The 16,554-nt window shown below is 64.8% G+C and carries 14 protein-coding genes; 8 read left to right on the top strand and 6 right to left on the bottom strand.

The window, feature by feature from the left end; all coding sequences use genetic code 11:
- Positions 1–113: 113 nt before the first annotated feature.
- From LB538_RS10415 to LB538_RS10405, 3 genes are all read left to right on the top strand, one after another.
- The gene (locus tag LB538_RS10415; protein WP_095765915.1) at positions 114–1,037 is read left to right on the top strand and encodes a sulfite exporter TauE/SafE family protein; all 924 of its coding nucleotides are present in this window, start codon (positions 114–116) and stop codon (positions 1,035–1,037) included.
- Positions 1,037–1,828 (top strand): TIGR02186 family protein, encoded by a 792-nt coding sequence (locus LB538_RS10410; protein WP_095765916.1) that lies wholly within the window; start codon positions 1,037–1,039, stop codon positions 1,826–1,828. The genes LB538_RS10415 and LB538_RS10410 overlap by 1 nt, the downstream gene beginning before the upstream one ends.
- A 198-nt stretch (positions 1,829–2,026) precedes the next feature.
- On the top strand, positions 2,027–3,283 hold the full coding sequence (locus LB538_RS10405) for an Hsp70 family protein (RefSeq protein ID WP_224523422.1): 1,257 nt from the start codon (positions 2,027–2,029) through the stop codon (positions 3,281–3,283).
- Between the two features lie 289 nt (positions 3,284–3,572).
- On the opposite strand, the gene LB538_RS10400 is transcribed toward LB538_RS10405, so the two are convergent.
- On the bottom strand, positions 3,573–4,460 hold the full coding sequence (locus LB538_RS10400) for a LysR substrate-binding domain-containing protein (protein ID WP_224523420.1): 888 nt from the start codon (positions 4,458–4,460) through the stop codon (positions 3,573–3,575).
- A gap of 124 nt (positions 4,461–4,584) precedes the next feature.
- On the opposite strand from LB538_RS10400, the gene LB538_RS10395 reads away from it, so the two are divergent.
- The 4 genes from LB538_RS10395 to LB538_RS10380 are packed head-to-tail and all read left to right on the top strand — an operon-like array spanning position 4,585 to position 9,342.
- Positions 4,585–4,743, top strand: a complete 159-nt coding sequence (locus tag LB538_RS10395) for a hypothetical protein (RefSeq protein WP_224523418.1) — start codon at positions 4,585–4,587, stop codon at positions 4,741–4,743.
- Positions 4,740–7,670 carry a molybdopterin oxidoreductase family protein gene (locus tag LB538_RS10390; protein ID WP_224523416.1) on the top strand — a complete coding sequence of 977 codons (2,931 nt, stop codon included), beginning with the start codon at positions 4,740–4,742 and terminating at the stop codon, positions 7,668–7,670. The genes LB538_RS10395 and LB538_RS10390 overlap by 4 nt, the downstream gene beginning before the upstream one ends.
- Positions 7,667–8,401 (top strand): 4Fe-4S dicluster domain-containing protein, encoded by a 735-nt coding sequence (locus LB538_RS10385; RefSeq protein WP_224523414.1) that lies wholly within the window; start codon positions 7,667–7,669, stop codon positions 8,399–8,401. Before LB538_RS10390 ends, LB538_RS10385 begins: the two co-directional genes overlap by 4 nt.
- Positions 8,402–8,403: 2 nt before the next feature.
- A complete protein-coding gene (locus tag LB538_RS10380; RefSeq protein ID WP_224523412.1) occupies positions 8,404–9,342 on the top strand; it encodes a dimethyl sulfoxide reductase anchor subunit family protein in 939 nt (312 codons plus the stop codon).
- A gap of 3 nt (positions 9,343–9,345) precedes the next feature.
- On the opposite strand, the gene pdeM is transcribed toward LB538_RS10380, so the two are convergent.
- The 5 genes from pdeM to LB538_RS10355 form a co-directional block, all read right to left on the bottom strand.
- The gene (pdeM, locus tag LB538_RS10375; RefSeq protein WP_224523411.1) at positions 9,346–10,062 is read right to left on the bottom strand and encodes a ligase-associated DNA damage response endonuclease PdeM; all 717 of its coding nucleotides are present in this window, start codon (positions 10,060–10,062) and stop codon (positions 9,346–9,348) included.
- 18 nt (positions 10,063–10,080) lie between these two features.
- Positions 10,081–12,612 carry a ligase-associated DNA damage response DEXH box helicase gene (locus LB538_RS10370; RefSeq protein WP_224523896.1) on the bottom strand — a complete coding sequence of 844 codons (2,532 nt, stop codon included), beginning with the start codon at positions 12,610–12,612 and terminating at the stop codon, positions 10,081–10,083.
- Positions 12,613–12,884: 272 nt separating this feature from the next.
- A complete protein-coding gene (locus LB538_RS10365; RefSeq protein WP_224523409.1) occupies positions 12,885–13,745 on the bottom strand; it encodes an NlpC/P60 family protein in 861 nt (286 codons plus the stop codon).
- 37 nt (positions 13,746–13,782) lie between these two features.
- Positions 13,783–14,133 (bottom strand): MarR family winged helix-turn-helix transcriptional regulator, encoded by a 351-nt coding sequence (locus LB538_RS10360; RefSeq protein ID WP_040985896.1) that lies wholly within the window; start codon positions 14,131–14,133, stop codon positions 13,783–13,785.
- A 68-nt stretch (positions 14,134–14,201) separates the two neighbouring features.
- Positions 14,202–15,566 carry a leucyl aminopeptidase family protein gene (locus tag LB538_RS10355; RefSeq protein WP_224523408.1) on the bottom strand — a complete coding sequence of 455 codons (1,365 nt, stop codon included), beginning with the start codon at positions 15,564–15,566 and terminating at the stop codon, positions 14,202–14,204.
- A 125-nt stretch (positions 15,567–15,691) separates the two neighbouring features.
- Here LB538_RS10355 and LB538_RS10350 point away from each other — a divergent pair, with 125 nt between their 5' ends.
- Positions 15,692–16,519 (top strand): tetratricopeptide repeat protein, encoded by an 828-nt coding sequence (locus tag LB538_RS10350; protein ID WP_095765924.1) that lies wholly within the window; start codon positions 15,692–15,694, stop codon positions 16,517–16,519.
- The last annotated feature ends 35 nt before the right edge of the window (positions 16,520–16,554 follow it).

Here is a 16,554-nt window from a genome sequence, read left to right as displayed (position 1 = left end):
CCCGTCTGTCTCGATCAGTTTGTCCGCCGGCGCAAGAAAAAATTGGCTTTTCGGTGCTTTACTGTCCGGGGACGGCACTGTGCGCCGGCAGACAAACTGATCGAGACAGACGGGTGGGCATCTATCTCCCGATCGCGGAAATTTCCGTCAACATCTTCGTGCTGCTCGCGATGGGCGCCGCGGTGGGTTTCCTGTCGGGCATGTTCGGGGTCGGCGGCGGCTTCCTGATCACGCCGCTTCTGATTTTCTACAACATCCCGCCGGCAATCGCCGTCGCCACCGGCGCAAACCAGGTCATCGCCTCCTCCTTCTCCGGCGCGCTTTCGCATTTCAAGCGCGGCACGCTCGACTTCAAGCTGGGCGGCGTGCTTTTGGCCGGCGGCATCGTCGGCTCGACGGCCGGTATCTTCGTCTTCGCGCTGTTGCGCCGGCTCGGCCAGCTGGACCTGTTCATCTCGCTGCTCTACGTCGTGCTGCTCGGCACGGTCGGCGGGCTGATGCTGTTCGAAAGCGTCAACGCGCTGCGCGCCAGCCGCAGCGGCGCCGCACCCGTGCTCAAGAAATCCGGACAGCACAACTGGATTCATCGGTTGCCGTTCAAAATGCGCTTCCGCGCCTCGAAGCTGTTCGTCAGCGTCATCCCGGTGCTTGGGCTCGGCGCCGGGATCGGCTTCCTGTCGTCGATCATGGGCGTCGGCGGCGGCTTCATCATGGTGCCGGCGCTGATCTATCTGCTCAAGGTGCCGACCAATGTCGTTATCGGCACCTCGCTGTTCCAGATCATCTTCACCTCGGCCTATACGACGCTGGTGCATGCCACGACCAACCAGACGGTCGACGTGATCCTGGCTTTCCTGCTGATGGCCGGCGGCGTCGCCGGCGCGCAATATGGCGCCAAGGCCGGCCAGAGGCTACGCGGCGAACAGCTGCGCGCCCTTTTGGCGATGCTGGTGCTGGCTGTCGCCATCCGCCTTGCCGCCGATCTCTTCGTGACGCCGCCCAATCTCTATTCTCTGTCCGCCGCGGGGCTCAACTGATGGCGGCGCGACGAGCATTTGCAGCCGCCGTCTCGTTGTCGATGCTCTTTGCCCTTTCCCCGGCGACGGCGCAGACGCCGCCCGCCGAAAGCATTCAGATCGGCCTGTCGACGGATGCCATTTCCATCACGGCGGGCTTCTCCGGCGCCGACCTGACGATCTTCGGATCGCTGGAGAATCCCGATCCGCTGATCGCGCGCCAGGGGCGCTACGACGTGATCGTCGTGCTCGAAGGGCCGCCAAGGCCGGTCGTCGTCCGGCGCAAGGACCGGGTGCTCGGCGTCTGGATCAATCTGGATTCGGAGACGTTCGAGAACGTGCCGGTTTCCTATTCCGTCGCGACGACGCGACCGCTGCAGGACATCGCCGAGCCCGCCAAATACAAGCAGCTCTCGCTGGGCGCGCAGAACCTCTACATGAAGCCCGCCGACGAGACCGACAGCCCGGCGACGATCGAGGAATTCACCGCCGCGCTCCGCGACCGCAAGGCAGCGACGGGCCTCTACAGCGAGAATGTCGGCGGCGTGCAATTCCTGTCGCAGAACCTGTTTCGCGCCACCGTGCGCCTCGCGCCCAACGTGCCGGTCGGAACCCATAAAGCCCGCGCGTTCCTGTTCAAGAGCGGCATGTTCGTCAAGGAAAGCTCGGCCCAGCTCGAAATCCGCAAATCCGGCTTCGAGCAATCGGTCTTCCGCGTCGCGCATGACGATTCGTTCCTCTACGGCGTGTTTGCGATATCGCTGGCCATGCTGACCGGCTGGCTGGGCCGGCTCATCTTCCGCAAGGATTGATGCTTCGGGAAGGATCGGAAGACCCGTTTTCCGTTCGAAACAGGGTTTCCCTTTTCCCGGTTTTGCGATACATCGCCGCCTCCCAGCCTAGGGACAAGCACAGACATTTCGATCGGCAGAGCGGTCCGGCAATCCGGATGACGGCGCGCAACGCGTCGCCGACGATATGCCGCCATGAAGCAAAGACAGGAGGCTGCGATGCGATCGGCATTCGGCGGCATCGATTTCGGCACGTCCAATTCCACCGTGGGCGTGATCCGCAACGGCCGGGCGCGACTGGTGGCGCTGGAGGGCGAGCAGCCCACTCTGCCGAGCGCCGTGTTCTTCAACTTTGAGGACGGCTACACCTATTTCGGCCGCCGCGCGATCAGCGACTATACCGACAGCATCGAAGGCCGGCTGATGCGCTCGCTGAAGAGCGTGCTTGGCAGCTCGCTTGCCAACGAGAAGACGCGCATCAAGGCACGCCAGATCGGCTTCATCGACATCGTCGGCCTGTTCATCGACCACCTCAAGAAGCGGCTGGAAGAAGATGCCGGCGGTCCGGTCGACAACGTCGTGCTGGGCAGGCCCGTGCAATTCGTCGACGACGACGCGGCTGCCGATGCGAAGGCGCAGGGTGAATTGGAAAAGGCGGCGCGCGCGCAAGGCTTCAAGCACATCGCCTTCCAGTTCGAGCCGATCGCGGCGGCGCTCGATTACGAGCAGAAGGTTTCCCGCGAGGAGCTGGCGCTGATCGTCGACATGGGCGGCGGCACCTCCGATTTCTCGATCGTACGAGTCTCACCGGAGCGCGCCCGCTCGACCGACCGCAAGGCCGACATATTAGCCAACCGGGGCATCCATATCGGCGGCACCGACTTCGACCGGCTGCTCAGCATCGTCCATGTCATGCCCGAGCTCGGCTATCTGACGCGGACCAAGGACCACAAGCGGAACCTGCCCGCGGCCTATTTTATCGATCTGGCGACCTGGCAGCGCATCAACCTCGTCTACACCGCCAAGGCGATGAACGACCTGCGACAGATCCGCTACGAGGCCGAGCGGGCCGACCTCGTCGACCGCTTCATCCACGTCGTCGAGCATCGCTACGGCCATGCGATGGCGGGCCTAGTCGAGAGGGCCAAGATCGCGCTCACGGACCAGCCCTCGGCCGAAGTGAAGGTGTCGCTACCCGGCGCGCGCTTCGCGGCCGAGATCACGCGCGCCGGCCTCGAGGAGACCATCGCGAGCGATATCGAACGCGTGGCCGCGACGGTCAAACACACGATCGCCGACGCCGGCATCCCTGCTTCGGCCATCACCGCCGTGTTCCTCACCGGCGGTTCGACCGCCATCCCGCTGGCGAAACGGCAGATCCTGGCGCTGGTGCCGCAGGCATCGGTCATCGAAGGCGACATGTTCGGCTCGGTCGGCCTGGGCCTCGCGCTGGATGCGCAGCGGAAATTCGCGTGAGGGCTGGAGCTTGACTAAGACGCCAGTCACTTCGTCATCCACGGGCGGAGCAAGGAGCGAAGCGACGCGGCGCAGACCCGAGGATCCATTCCGTGACTTTGAAGCGTTGCTCCGGTGCAGAATTCTGCTCCGCTGCATTCCACGTCGAAGGTCACGGAATGGATCCTCGGGCCTACGCTCCGCTTCGCGTCGCTCCGCCCGTGGATGACGAAGTTCGGAGGCTTTCGGCTAATCGCGAGCGTTCGCAATGATCAGCATCCAAATGACATAGTTCGGATGCCGCCTGGGCTCAGCTGGCCCTTCCACCCAGATGCGCCTTCAGCGCCATCTGCGCGAGGCTCGCCTGGCGGTCGCGGTGGGTGATCATGGCGAAGTCGCGCTTCGGCAATTCGACCGGCACGGCCCTGAGGCTGCCTTCCGCCAGGGAGCGCGCGACCACCAGTTCCGAGATGATCGTCGCCCCTGCGCCGGCCTCGACCGCCTGACGCACGGCCTCATTGCTGGGCAGGACGAGGAAAATCTGCAACTCGGCCGGCGGGACTCCCTGGCTAAGCGCGAAATCCTCCAGCGCCTCGCGCGTGCCCGACCCGCCTTCCCTGATGATCCAGCGCAGCGCCCTGATGTCGAGGTTCCCCGCCCGCGTCATCGGGATTTCGGGATGCGCGCGCGCGACGACCAGCATCGGACGGTCTTCGTCGACCGTGGCGCGGCGCAGGATGTCGGACTCGGTGCGGCCCTCGACCAGTCCGAAATCGGCCCTGCCGTCCAGCACATTGGTCTCGACCTGCCTGGTGTTGCCGATTGTCACGCTGAGCTTCACGGCAGGATAGGCCTCGTGGAAGGACGCCAGGCGGCGCGGCAACCAGTAGCTGGCGATGGTCTGACTGGCCGCGATCGACAGGCTGCCGGCGACGGTCTGCGAGACATCCTCCAGCACGCCACGGGCCGCCACGGCGCGATCCAGAACCGCCTTCGCCTCCGGCAGGAAGCGGTGGCCGGTCTGGGCCAGCTCGATGTTGCGGCCGACCCGGTTGAACAGGCGCACGCCGTGCTGGCTTTCGAGCGCGCGAATGGCAGCCGACGCCGCCGACTGCGAGATGCCGAGCCGCTCGGCAGCCTTGGTCATATGGCCGTGCTCGGCGACAGCGACGAAGATGCGCAACTGATCGAGTGTCATGGGCTAACTAAGAAGCAAAATCGATCGGAATTACAAGAGCTGCTTGTTAGACGCATCAATAGCTTTGTTCTAAGTTTTTACAGGAAATTGGAAAAAACTGGTCGTCAGAGGCCAAGAGCGGGAAATGGCAGGGCGCTTCAAATCCCTATTCGCGCATTGGAGCCGCCGGCTGAAGCGGCAGCTCGCCGGTGAGCGCTATCATCCCGAGCTCCACTACATGCGCGGCCCCGGCCCCAAGACGAAGGCCAAGATGGCGAGCGGCAAGAGCGTTCGCGGATCATGAGCAGGGCCGAGCCGCGCGGCGCCAATTCCGCCCCCTCGCAACGGCCGCTGGCGGACAGCCGAGCGCCGGAGGAGGGCGATGGCGTCGAGACCTCGCCAAGCGTCTCCGACCGCATCGCCAAGACCACCTGCTACATGTGCGCCTGCCGCTGCGGCATCGACGTCCACATCAAGGACGGCAAGGTACGCTACATCAACGGCAACAAGGACCATCCGGTGAACCGCGGCGTGATCTGCGGCAAGGGCAGCGCCGGCATCATGCAGCATTACAGCCCGGCGCGGCTGAAGAAGCCGTTGCTGCGCACAGGTCCGCGCGGCTCCGGCGAATTCCGCGAGATCGAGTGGGAGGAAGCGCTGACCATCGCCACCGAGAGGCTGTCGGCGATCCGGCGCACCGACCCGAGGAAGCTTGCCTTCTTCACCGGGCGCGACCAGTCGCAATCGCTGACCGGCTGGTGGGCGTCAAAATTCGGCACACCCAACTTCGCCGCCCATGGCGGCTTCTGTTCGGTCAACATGGCGGCCGGCGGGCTCTATACGATCGGCGGCTCGTTCTGGGAATTCGGCGAGCCCGACTGGGACAACACCAGATACTTCATGCTGTTCGGCGTCGCCGAGGACCATGATTCCAACCCAATCAAGATCGGCCTCGGCAAGCTCAAGGCACGCGGCGCCAAGGTGGTTTCGATCAATCCCTGCCGCACCGGCTACAATGCCATCGCCGACGACTGGATCGGCATTCGCCCCGGCACCGACGGCCTGTTCGTGCTGGCGCTCGTCCACGAACTGCTCAAGGCCGGACGCGTCGATCTCGACTATCTGCTGCGCTACACCAACGCGCCCGTGCTGGTCGTGCAGGAACCGGGGACCGCCGACGAGGGCCTGTTCGTGCGAGACGGCGACGGCAATCCGCTGGCTTGGGACAGAGTGGCGAAGCGCCCGGTCAATGCAGCCGACCCCGAAGCCAAGCCGGCGCTGACCGGCAGCTATGAGGCAGGCGGGCGGCGTTGCGTGCCTGTCTTCCAGCTCATCGCCGAACGCTATCTCGACGAGACCTATTCGCCGGACGCCGTGGCGGCGCGCTGCGGCGTCACCGCCGACACGATCCGGCGGATCGCGGCGGAGCTGGCGCATGTCGCCTTCGAGCAGCCGATCGAGCTGCCGATCGCCTGGACCGATTGGGCCGGCCGGCGACACGAGACGATCAAGGGACGACCCGTCTCGATGCATGCCATGCGCGGCATCTCGGCCCATTCCAACGGCTTTCACACCTGCCGCGCCATCCATCTGCTGCAGGTTCTGCTGGGCACCGTCGATGTTCCAGGCGGTTTCCGCTTCAAGCCGCCCTACCCGCGCCCGGCGCCGCCGGAGCCGAAGCCATGCGGAAAAAACGTTCGGCCGATGACGCCGCTGGACGGCATGCCGCTCGGCTTCGTCTGCGGCCCGGACGATCTTCTCGTCGACGAGGCCGGCCGGCCCACCCGCATAGACAAGGCCTATTCCTGGGAAGCACCCCTGGCCGCGCACGGGCTGATGCACTCGGTCATCCGCAATGCCTGGGCCGGCGATCCTTATCCGATCGACACACTGATGATGTACATGTCGAACATGGCGTGGAACTCGTCGATGAATACGGTCGAGACCGTTCGTATGCTGACCGACAAGGACGAGGCGGGCGCCTACAAGATCCCCTTCATCATCTATTCCGACGCCTATTATTCCGAAACGGTGGCTTTCGCCGACCTGGTGCTGCCCGACACCACCTATCTCGAGCGGCACGACTGCATCAGCCTGCTCGACCGGCCGATCAGCCATGCCGACGGTCCGGGCGACGCCATCCGCCATCCCGTGGTGCAACCGGACCGCGACGTGCGGCCGTTCCAGTCGGTGCTGATCGAGCTCGGCGCGCGGCTTGGTCTGCCGGGCTTTGTCGACGAGGACGGCTCAGCCAAATACCGCGACTATGCCGACTACATCGTCAACCACGAGCGCACGCCCGGCATCGGCCCTTTAGCCGGCTGGCGCGGCGAGAATGGCGGCTCGATCGGCAGGGGCGACGTCAACCCCAACCAGCTGCAGCGCTACATCGACAATGGCGGCTTCTGGCACCACGATTTTTCCGACGAGCAGCGCTATTACAAGATGGGCAACCGTGCCTATCTCGACTTCGCCGTAGAGATGGGTTTCATTTCCAAGGCCGAGCCTATCGTCTTCCAGCTCTACTCGGAGCCGATGCAGCGGTTCAGGCTTGCCGGGCGCGGCCATGGCGAGGTGCAGCCGCCGGACGCCGAGCGCGGCCGCATCGAGGCCTATATGGACCCGCTGCCCTTCTGGTACGCGCCCTTCGAGGACAGCACCGTCGACCTGCAAAAATATCCGCTGCATGCGCTGACGCAGCGGCCGATGCACATGTACCATTCCTGGGGATCGCAGAATGCGTGGCTGCGGCAGATCACCAGCCAAAACCGGCTGTTCGTGCATAGGCAGACCGCCACCGAGCTTGGCCTTTCCGACGACGACTGGGTGTGGATCGAAAGCGTCAACGGAAGGGTGAAAGGCCAGATTAAGCTGATCGACGGCGTGAACCCGGACACGGTGTGGACCTGGAACGCGATCGGCAAGCGGCGCGGCAGCTGGGGCCTGAAGGACGATGCGGCGGAGAGCAATCGCGGTTTCCTGCTCAACCATATCATCGGCGACCAGACGGCGGCCGATGCCAACGGCAAGCGCTATTCGAATTCCGATCCGGTCACCGGACAGGCCGCGTGGTTTGACGTGCGCGTGCGGATCGTCAAATGCGCGGCGGAGGAAGCCGGCTTCACCGAGCCGCATTTCGAGCGTTTTGCACAGCCACCGCATTTCGAGCCATCGCCTGACGTGCTTCGCTTCGGCACGGAATTCCGCATGAAGAGGGAAGCCGCCGAATGACCTGTCTTCCCGCTCGAACCGAGAAAAAACTCGGCCTCGTCATCGACCTCGACACCTGCGTCGGCTGCCAGGCCTGCGTCACCGCCTGCAAGGAGTGGAACACTGGCGGCCACATGGCGCCGCTGACGGACATCGATCCCTATGGCGGGCATGTCGACGGCGTCTGGTTCAACCGGGTGCATAGTTACGAGCACACGACCGAACAGGGCGACCGCACGGTGAACTTCCCGCGCTCCTGCCTGCATTGCGAGCAGCCGGCCTGCGTCACCGTCTGCCCGACCGGCGCCTCCTACAAGCGTGCCTCGGACGGCATCGTGCTGGTCGACGAGGACAAGTGCATCGGCTGCAAATTGTGCAGTTGGGCCTGTCCTTACGGCGCGCGTGAATTCGACACCGATGTCGGCGTGATGAAGAAATGCACGCTCTGCGTCGACCGGATCTACAACGACAATCTGGCTGAGGAGGACCGGGTGCCGGCCTGCGTCGCCGCCTGCCCGACCAGCGCCCGGCATTTCGGCGATCTCGGCGATCCGGCCTCGGCGATTTCGCAGCTTGTCGAGGAGCGTGGCGGCGTCGCGCTGATGCCGGAGCTCGGCTACAAGCCGACCAACCGGTATCTGCCGCCGCGCGCCCGTAGCGAACGCGCTGCGAAGGTCGACGCGGCGGCGCTGGAGCCGATCCGGGCCGAGGGCGGCTTCCTCGGCTGGATCGACCGCATGCTTTCGAACTGATCATGCATCCCGCCTTCTCGGTCGTCTTCTTCACCACTGCCACCGGCGCCGGCTACGGCCTGCTGGCACTGCTCGGCCTGCTTGGCGGATTTGGCGTGATCCCGGCCGATTTCTGGCTTGGCCTTGTCGGCATGGGGCTGGCGCTCGGCCTGATCGCGGCCGGCCTGTTGTCCTCGACCGGCCATCTTGGCCGCCCTGAGCGAGCCTGGCGCGCTTTCTCGCAATGGCGCAGCTCGTGGCTGTCGCGCGAAGGCGTGGCCTCGGTCGCCACCTTCATTCCGGCCGGCCTGTTCGGCATCGGCTGGGTGTTGCTCGGCAGGAGCGGCGGCTGGGTAGCGATCGCCGGCCTGCTGGCGGCGGCAGGCGCGGTCGTGACAATCTGCACGACCGCCATGATCTATGCTTCGTTGAAGCCGATCGCGCAGTGGCACAGTCGCTATACTTTGCCGGCCTATCTCATCTTCGCGGTGATGACCGGAAGCGTTCTCGCCAACGCCTTGCTCCAGGGGTTCAAGCTGGGTTCAACGGCGATGCCGATCTGGGCTCTGCTTGCCACGCTCGCCGGCTGGGGCTGGAAGCTTGCGACTTGGCGCTACAATGACCGGCTGGAAATCCCGACCACCGCCAACACAGCGACCGGCCTTGCCGGCGGCACGGTGCGTTCCATCGAGTGGCCGCACACGGAAGAGAACTATCTGCTGAAGGAAATGGGATTCCGCATCGCGCGCAAGCATAGCGCCAAGTTGCGGCTGATCACGCAGGCGCTGGCATTCGCAGTGCCAGCCATTCTGCTGGCGATCGCGTACTTTCTGCCAAGGCCCTTAAGCGCAATTGCGTCCATGCTTGCAGCCGTCGCGCAACTCGCCGGCATGCTGGTCGAGCGCTGGCTGTTCTTCGCCGAGGCGAAGCACACGGTCACCCTCTATTACGGCAGGGAGTAAGTTTCAGCCCGGCCTGAGCATCGAGCCGGAGATAGCAAAAATGCGTTCGGCGCCCAGCATATAGGCCATTAGCGTCTCCAGCCGGAACAGGCCGGCATAGGCGCGGTCGAGAACGTTGAGCGAGCCGGTATAGGCGCCGAAGGCCGGCATGATCATGCGGCCGCCATCGCCGGCAAAGCAGCGCCGCCTGACCGAGCGCCCGCGCTGAACGATGCGCGCGCACGGATGGAGGTGGCCTGCTATCTCGCCCTCCACCCGGACCTTCGACGGCTCGTGACGGAAGAGCAGCGAGCCGATGGCGAGTTCCCGCACGGTCTCGCCCGGCAGGTCGGCTGGCGCATCCGGGTCGTGGTTGCCGGCGACCCAGAACCAGTCGCGGCCGGCCATCATCGCCTCCAGCCTTTCGCGGAAACTCAGATGCATGCGCTCGGCACCGCCGCCGTCATGGAAGGAATCGCCCAGGCTGACGACGATGCGCGGCTGATAGTCGGCGATCACCGCCTGAAGCCGCAGCAGGGTGGCCCCGGTGTCGTAAGGCGGGATCAGCGCGCCGCGCCTGGCGAAAGAAGAGCCTTTTTCGAGATGCAGATCGGAGACCGCGAGCAGCCGCAGATCGGGGAAATAGAGCACGCCGCGCCGGTCGCAGACCGCGCGCTCGCCGGCGATGCCGACAGGGTCGGCCTCGGCGATCAGCGTTGCGCGCGACAGCGAAAAATTCATCCCCTCTTAGGCCTTCTTTCAGTCCGCCATCTCCGGCCCCATGGCCTCTTCGACGAGCGTGGCGGCATCCATCAGCAGCGTCTCGTCTGCCTCGCCATTCACCGGCATCTTGCCGATTTCAAGCATGATCGGCACGGCCAACGGCGATATCTGCTCAAGGTTCTTATGCATGATTCGACCGCGGATGCGCGAGAGCATCTCGGCAAGTCTGCTGACATCGAGCAACCCGGTCGCGGCATCCGTACGGGTGGCCTGCAGCAGAATATGGTCGGGTTCATGGCTGCGCAACACGTCATAGATCAGGTCTGTCGACACGGTGACCTGGCGGCCGCTTTTTTCCTTGCCTGGGTGGCGCTTCTCGATCAATCCGGAAATCAGCGCGCAGTTGCGGAAGGTGCGCTTCAGCAGCCAGCTGTCGGCGAACCAGGCTTCGAGATCATCGCCCAGCATGTCCTGATCGAATAGCGTGGCCAGCGACGGTTTTCTGTTCTTGAACATCCAGCCCATGTCGGCCAGCGACCAGATGGCCAGCGCGTAATCGGTGGCCACGAAACCGACTGGCTTCGCGCCCGCCCGATCCAGCCGGCGGGTGAGCAGCATGCCCAGCGTCTGATGGGCAAGCCTGCCTTCGAAGGGATAGGCGACGAGGTAATAGCGGTTGCCGCGTCGAAAAGTCTCGATCAGCAGATCATCGCGTTTCGGCAGCACGGACTTGTCCGCCTGGAACCGCAACCAATCCGCCACCTGTTCGGGCAGTTTCTTCCAACGTTGCGGGTCATCGAGCATGGCCCGCACCTGCTCGGCGAGATAGGTCGAAAGCGGGAATTTGCCGCCGCCATAATAGGGCACCTTCGCGTCGCTGCCAGGCGCGTTCGAGACGAAGCACTCGTTCTCGCGAATGCCTTCGAAGCGAAGGATCTTGCCACCGAACATAAAGGTGTCGCCGTGGGTCAAAGTCTCCAGAAACGCTTCCTCGATCTTTCCTAGCACCCTGCCGCCGCGCGAGGCCGCCCCTCTGCTGCCGGCCTGGACGTAGCGCACATTGAGCGCCGGCACTTCGATGATGGTGCCGACATTCAGCCTGTATTGCTGGGCGACGGCCGGATTTGAAACCCGCCATAAGCCTTCCTTGGTCTGTCGGATGCGGGCATAGCGCTCGTAATTTCTCAGCGCGTAGCCGCCGGTGGCGACGAAGTCGATGACCCGATCGAATGTCGGCCTGTCCAGGCTGACGTAAGGCGCGGCCGTCCGTATCTCCTCGAAGAGCACATCGGCATGGAACGGCGCGCCGCAGGCGCAGCCCAGCACATGCTGGGCCAGCACGTCGAGCCCGCCATTGACCAGCGGCGGCGTGTCCTGGGCGCCGAGATAATTGGCATCGAGCGCCGCCCGGCATTCCAGCACCTCGAAACGGTTGGCCGGGATGAGAATCGCCTTTGAGGGCTCGTCCATACGATGGTTGGCACGGCCGATGCGCTGCGCGAGCCGGCTGGCGCCTTTCGGTGCGCCGACATGCACGACCAGATCGACATCGCCCCAGTCGATGCCGAGATCCAATGTCGAGGTAGCGACGATGGCGCGCAACGCGTTTTCGCCCATGGCCTTCTCGACGCGGCGGCGCTGAGCGACGTCAAGCGATCCGTGATGAAGCGCGATCGGCAGCGTGTCTTCATTGACGCGCCATAGCTCCTGGAACAGCAGCTCGGCCTGGCTGCGCGTGTTGACGAACAGCAGCGTGGTCTTGTGCCGCTTGATCTCGCGGTAGATCTCAGGCGTGGCGTAGCGGGCGGAGTGACCGGCCCAGGGCACCCGCTCTTCCGAGTCGAGGATCGATATCTCGGGCTTCGCGCCGCCCGTGACGACGATGAGCTCGGACATGGCGCCTGGAGAAGCCTGACTGACCAGCCAGCGACGCAATTCATCCGGCTCGGCCACTGTGGCCGACAGGCCTATGGTCTGCAACCCGGGGACAAAGGCGCGCAAGCGCGCAAGGCCGAGCGCCAGCAGATGGCCGCGCTTCGAGGTGACAAGCGAATGCAATTCGTCGAGCACGACATAGCGCAGGTCCTCGAAGAAGCGCTTTGCGTCGTTCGAAGCGATCAGCAAGGCGAGTTGCTCGGGCGTGGTGAGCAGGATGTCGGGCGGCGCCAGCTTTTGCCGCTGGCGCTTGTGCGAAGGCGTGTCGCCGGTGCGCGTCTCGATGGTGACAGGCAGGCCGATCTCCTCGACCGGCTTGCCGAGATTGCGCTCGATGTCGACGGCCAGCGCTTTCAGCGGCGAAATGTAGAGTGTGTGGATGCCACGGCGGGCTTCGCCCGCCTTTCGCTTGGGACGGCTGGCCAGCTCGGTCAGCGACGGCAGGAAGCCGGCCAGCGTCTTGCCGGCGCCGGTCGGCGCGATCAGCAGCACCGATTGGCCGCTTTGAGCCTTCGACAGCAGCTCGAGCTGATGGACGCGCGGCGACCAGCCCTTTTCGCCGAACCATCTGACGAATGGCTCAGGCAGCAGGACGGCGGCATTCTGCTCGGCAAGGCGCGGCTGCTCGGTCACGCGCAAGAGGTAGCGCGGCGGCAAGCAATCGCCAAGGAAAATCGGAACAAAAGGGGATCAGCGCGATTCTTCCTTCCCCCCTTGTGGGGGAAGGTGGATTGCCGCGTAGCGGCAAGACGGATGAGGGGTGCTGGAAGAAACGAGACCTGACTAGATAGAGGTGCTAAAGACGCTTAGCTCTTCAACGTAGCGATCCGTCCAGCACCCCTCATCCGTCTCGGCGCTGGGCGCCGATCCACCTTCTCCCACAAGGGGAGAAGGGGAAGCTGGCGCTACGGCCTCCGAAACCCAGTCGGACCGCCATAAAGATAGCCGATGCGGTCGACAGCCTCTTTAAGGCCCTCGCGCGAGACCAGCATGGTGTGGCCGTTGGCGTGGATCATGCCTCTTTCGTCGGTCATGATCGCGACATGGCCTTTCCAGAAGACGAGATCGCCGCGCCGGAGACCCGAATAGTCCGGACCCGGCTCGAACGGCGTGCCGATCGACGCCGCCTGCATATCGGAGTCGCGCAGGACATCCTTGCCCGTCATGCGCATCGCCAACTGCACGAGGCCGGAGCAATCGATGCCGAAGCCGGAGGCACCGCCCCAGAGATAAGGCGTGCCGAGGAAGCTTTCGGCGACCGTGACGTAATCCTCGGCCAGCTCGGCGATCGGCCGCAAATGGCGGGCGACGATCGCCTGGCCGGAGGGCAGCAGCGCATAATGCGTGCCGCGCGTTTCGGCCGAGCCGGTCACCGTCACGGTCGACCCCATCGACAGCTGCCCGCTGATCGGGAACCGCAAATCGGGGCCCGGATAGAGGAAGGTGCGCGGCACGGAGACGACATGCGTGGGCGCATGTTCGCGCGCGCCAATCAGATTGTCGGCCACATAGCCGACATAACCGTCGCGCTCGGCCTGCACCCAGGCCCAGCCTTCCGCGTCCTCGAAAACGAGCACGTCGTCGCCGAACAGCGCCTGCGTGTTGACGCCCGCGTCGGGGCGCGGCGCCTTGCGCAGATCGGCGACCGACGCCGTGATCCGCGCCGGGCGGCCGGTGACGAAGCGGTCGGCGGCGACCTCGCCCTTCAGCCTCGCATCGGCAAGGTCGGAGCGGAAGGCATGAAGGCGGGCATCCCTGGCGGTCAAATCGATAATCCAGTCATATCAGATAGGGGCAATGAGGTCAGATGGGCAGCTCGTGCGCCCTGGCGACGATACCATCGCCGAAGCGCTCGACAAAGAGCGCGCCTTCCACCGTGCGCCGGATCAGCACGTTGCGTTTGTCGAGCTCGTCGCGGTGGCGCGAGACCAGCTTCAGCGCACCCATCGTGTCCAGCGCCCGGGTGATGACCGGCTTGGTGACGTTGAGCTTGGCGGCCAGCCCGCGCACCGTATGGGGCGGCGGATCGAGATAGATAGTGAACAGGATAGCCGTCTGGCGCATGGTGAGATCGGGCTCGCCGTCGCGCACCTGGGCCAGCATCACCTGCTGCCACAGTCGCAAGGCCTGGCTCGGGCGCATCGAGATCGACATTGCCCAAGCATGCCGGCAAATTGTTTCGGTTCCGTTTCAGTGACGATCTGCCACCTTGGTCTTCCGGCCTAGGCAAATCGCTGCGTAATTATCCGCTCCAGCGCGCGAATGCCTTGCGCTTCGCCGCCGGCCAGGCCGTAGGGTCGGTCGGCCGGGTTCCAGGCGAAGATGTCGAAATGCGCCCAGCTGTGAGTCTTCTCGACGAAGCGCTTGAGGAAAAGCGCGGCGGTGATCGATCCGGCAAAGCCGTCCGTCGTCACATTGTTGATGTCGGCGATCTTCGAGGAAAGCTTTGCATCGTAGGGGCGCCACAAAGGCATGCGCCACAGTGGATCCTCGACCGCGACCGACGCCGCGGCCAGGTCGGCGGCAAGCGTCTCGTCGTTGGTGTAGAAAGGCGGCAGATCGGGCCCCAGCGCGACGCGGGCGGCTCCGGTCAGCGTCGCCATGTCGACCAGCAAAGCTGGCTGCTCCTCGTCGGCCAGCGCCAGCGCGTCGGCCAGGATCAGCCTGCCTTCGGCGTCCGTGTTGCCGATCTCGACCGTGATGCCTTTGCGGCTCCTGAGCACATCGCCGGGCCGGAAGGCGTTGCCGGCGATCGAATTCTCGACGGCGGGGATCAGCACGCGCAGCCGGACATTCAGTCTCGCCGCCATGATCATGGCGGCGAGGCCCAGCACGTTGGCGGCGCCGCCCATGTCCTTCTTCATCAAAAGCATGCCCGACGACGGCTTGATGTCGAGGCCGCCGGTGTCGAAGCAGACGCCCTTGCCGACCAGCGTCACCTTCGGCGCGTCGGCACGTCCCCAGCTCATGTCGATCAGCCGCGGCGCGCCGGTGGAGGCCCGGCCGACGGCGTGGATCATCGGGAAATTCCGCATCAGCAGATCGTCGCCATGGATCACCGAGATATCGGCGCCGTGGGCGGCCGCCAGTTTTCGGGCGGCTTCTTCCAGTTCGACCGGACCGAGGTCGCTGGTCGGCGTGTTGACGAGGTCGCGTGTCAGGAACACGCTGTCGGCGATGCGGCGGAGATGCGCCGCGTCGGCGCCCTCCGGAAGCGCGAAGCGCAAAGCCTTGCCGGGCTTCTTGCCGTAGCGAGTAAAGACATAGCCGCCGAGGACAAGCGCGAGCGCCGCGAGATCGGGTTGCGCCGGGCGCGACGCGAAATGCCAGTCGCCCTCCGGCAACGCCCTTGCGAGCGCGCCGAGGGCAAGAACGCTCTCGCCATCGCCTGTGCCGAACAACGCGCCGGCAAGCCCGCCACCCTCGCCCGGCAAGACCAGCGTGCGCCCTGCTTCGCCGGAAAAACCGTTGGCTCTTGCCCAGGCGATGGCGGAAGGCGGCAGTGCCGCGGCTTCAACGGCGTCCTTCGCCACCAGATAGACAGGCAAGGCGGCTTCCGGCTTCTGCTCAACGAGTTCGACAGGCATGCGATGATCTCCGGCCGAACAGTTCGAGTCGGCGCTTCTTAACGGTCCGTTAGGGTTAACAGAATATTTCTGACGGAGGGAAGACGGCCAGCCAATGGCCGCACAGGAATGGAGACCGGGCGCCGATGCCGACCGAAGCGTTGAACCTTACAGCCAAGCGTCTGATCACCACGGCTTTCATAGCGGCGCTGGCGGCCAGCGTGGCGGGTTGCGGCAGCACCAGCAAGTTCACCACGGGCTCCATCTCCCGCTCCGACAGCAGGCCGCTGGAAACGATGTCGTCCGGCGAATTGCGTACCGCCACGTCCAGGCTCGGCCAGTCCTATGCCCGCAATCCGGGCGACAAGCGCATCGCGATGAACTTCGCGGCGGCACTGCAGATGGACGGCGATGCCGACCAGTCGCTGGCGGTGATGCGCAAGCTGGCCATCGCCTATCCCAAGGATCGCGAGGTACTTGCGGCCTATGGTAAGGCGCTCGCCGCCAACGGCCAGTTCGAACCGGCGCTCGATGCCGTGCGGCGCGCGCAGACGCCCGAATATCCGGACTGGAAGCTGGTGTCGGCGGAAGCCGCCATTCTCGACCAGATGGGACAGAAAGACGAAGCGCGGCAAGACTATCGTAAGGCGCTGGAACTGAAGCCGAACGAGCCTTCGGTGCTGTCCAATCTCGGCATGTCCTATGTGCTTGAAGGCGACCTGCGCACGGCAGAAACCTATATGCGCTCGGCCGCGCAGCAGCCCGGCGCCGACAGCAGGGTGCGGCAGAACCTCGCGCTGGTCGTCGGCCTGCAGGGCCGCTTCGACGAAGCCGAAAAGATCGCCTCGCAGGAACTGTCGCCCGAACAGGCGCAGGCCAACGTCGCCTACCTGCGCCAGATGCTTGCCCAGCAGAACGCCTGGAGCCAATTGAAGGATCAGGACAAGAACAAGGCGAAGGTCGCCACGAATTGACCGCGGACGGCATTGCCAAATCGACCACCGTTGAA

The sequence above is a fragment of the Mesorhizobium sp. Ca11 genome (assembly GCF_020165275.1).
In the GTDB taxonomy this organism is placed as follows: domain Bacteria; phylum Pseudomonadota; class Alphaproteobacteria; order Rhizobiales; family Rhizobiaceae; genus Mesorhizobium.
Note: the sequence above shows the minus strand (reverse complement) of the source record. Positions and strands in the feature narration are given on the sequence as shown.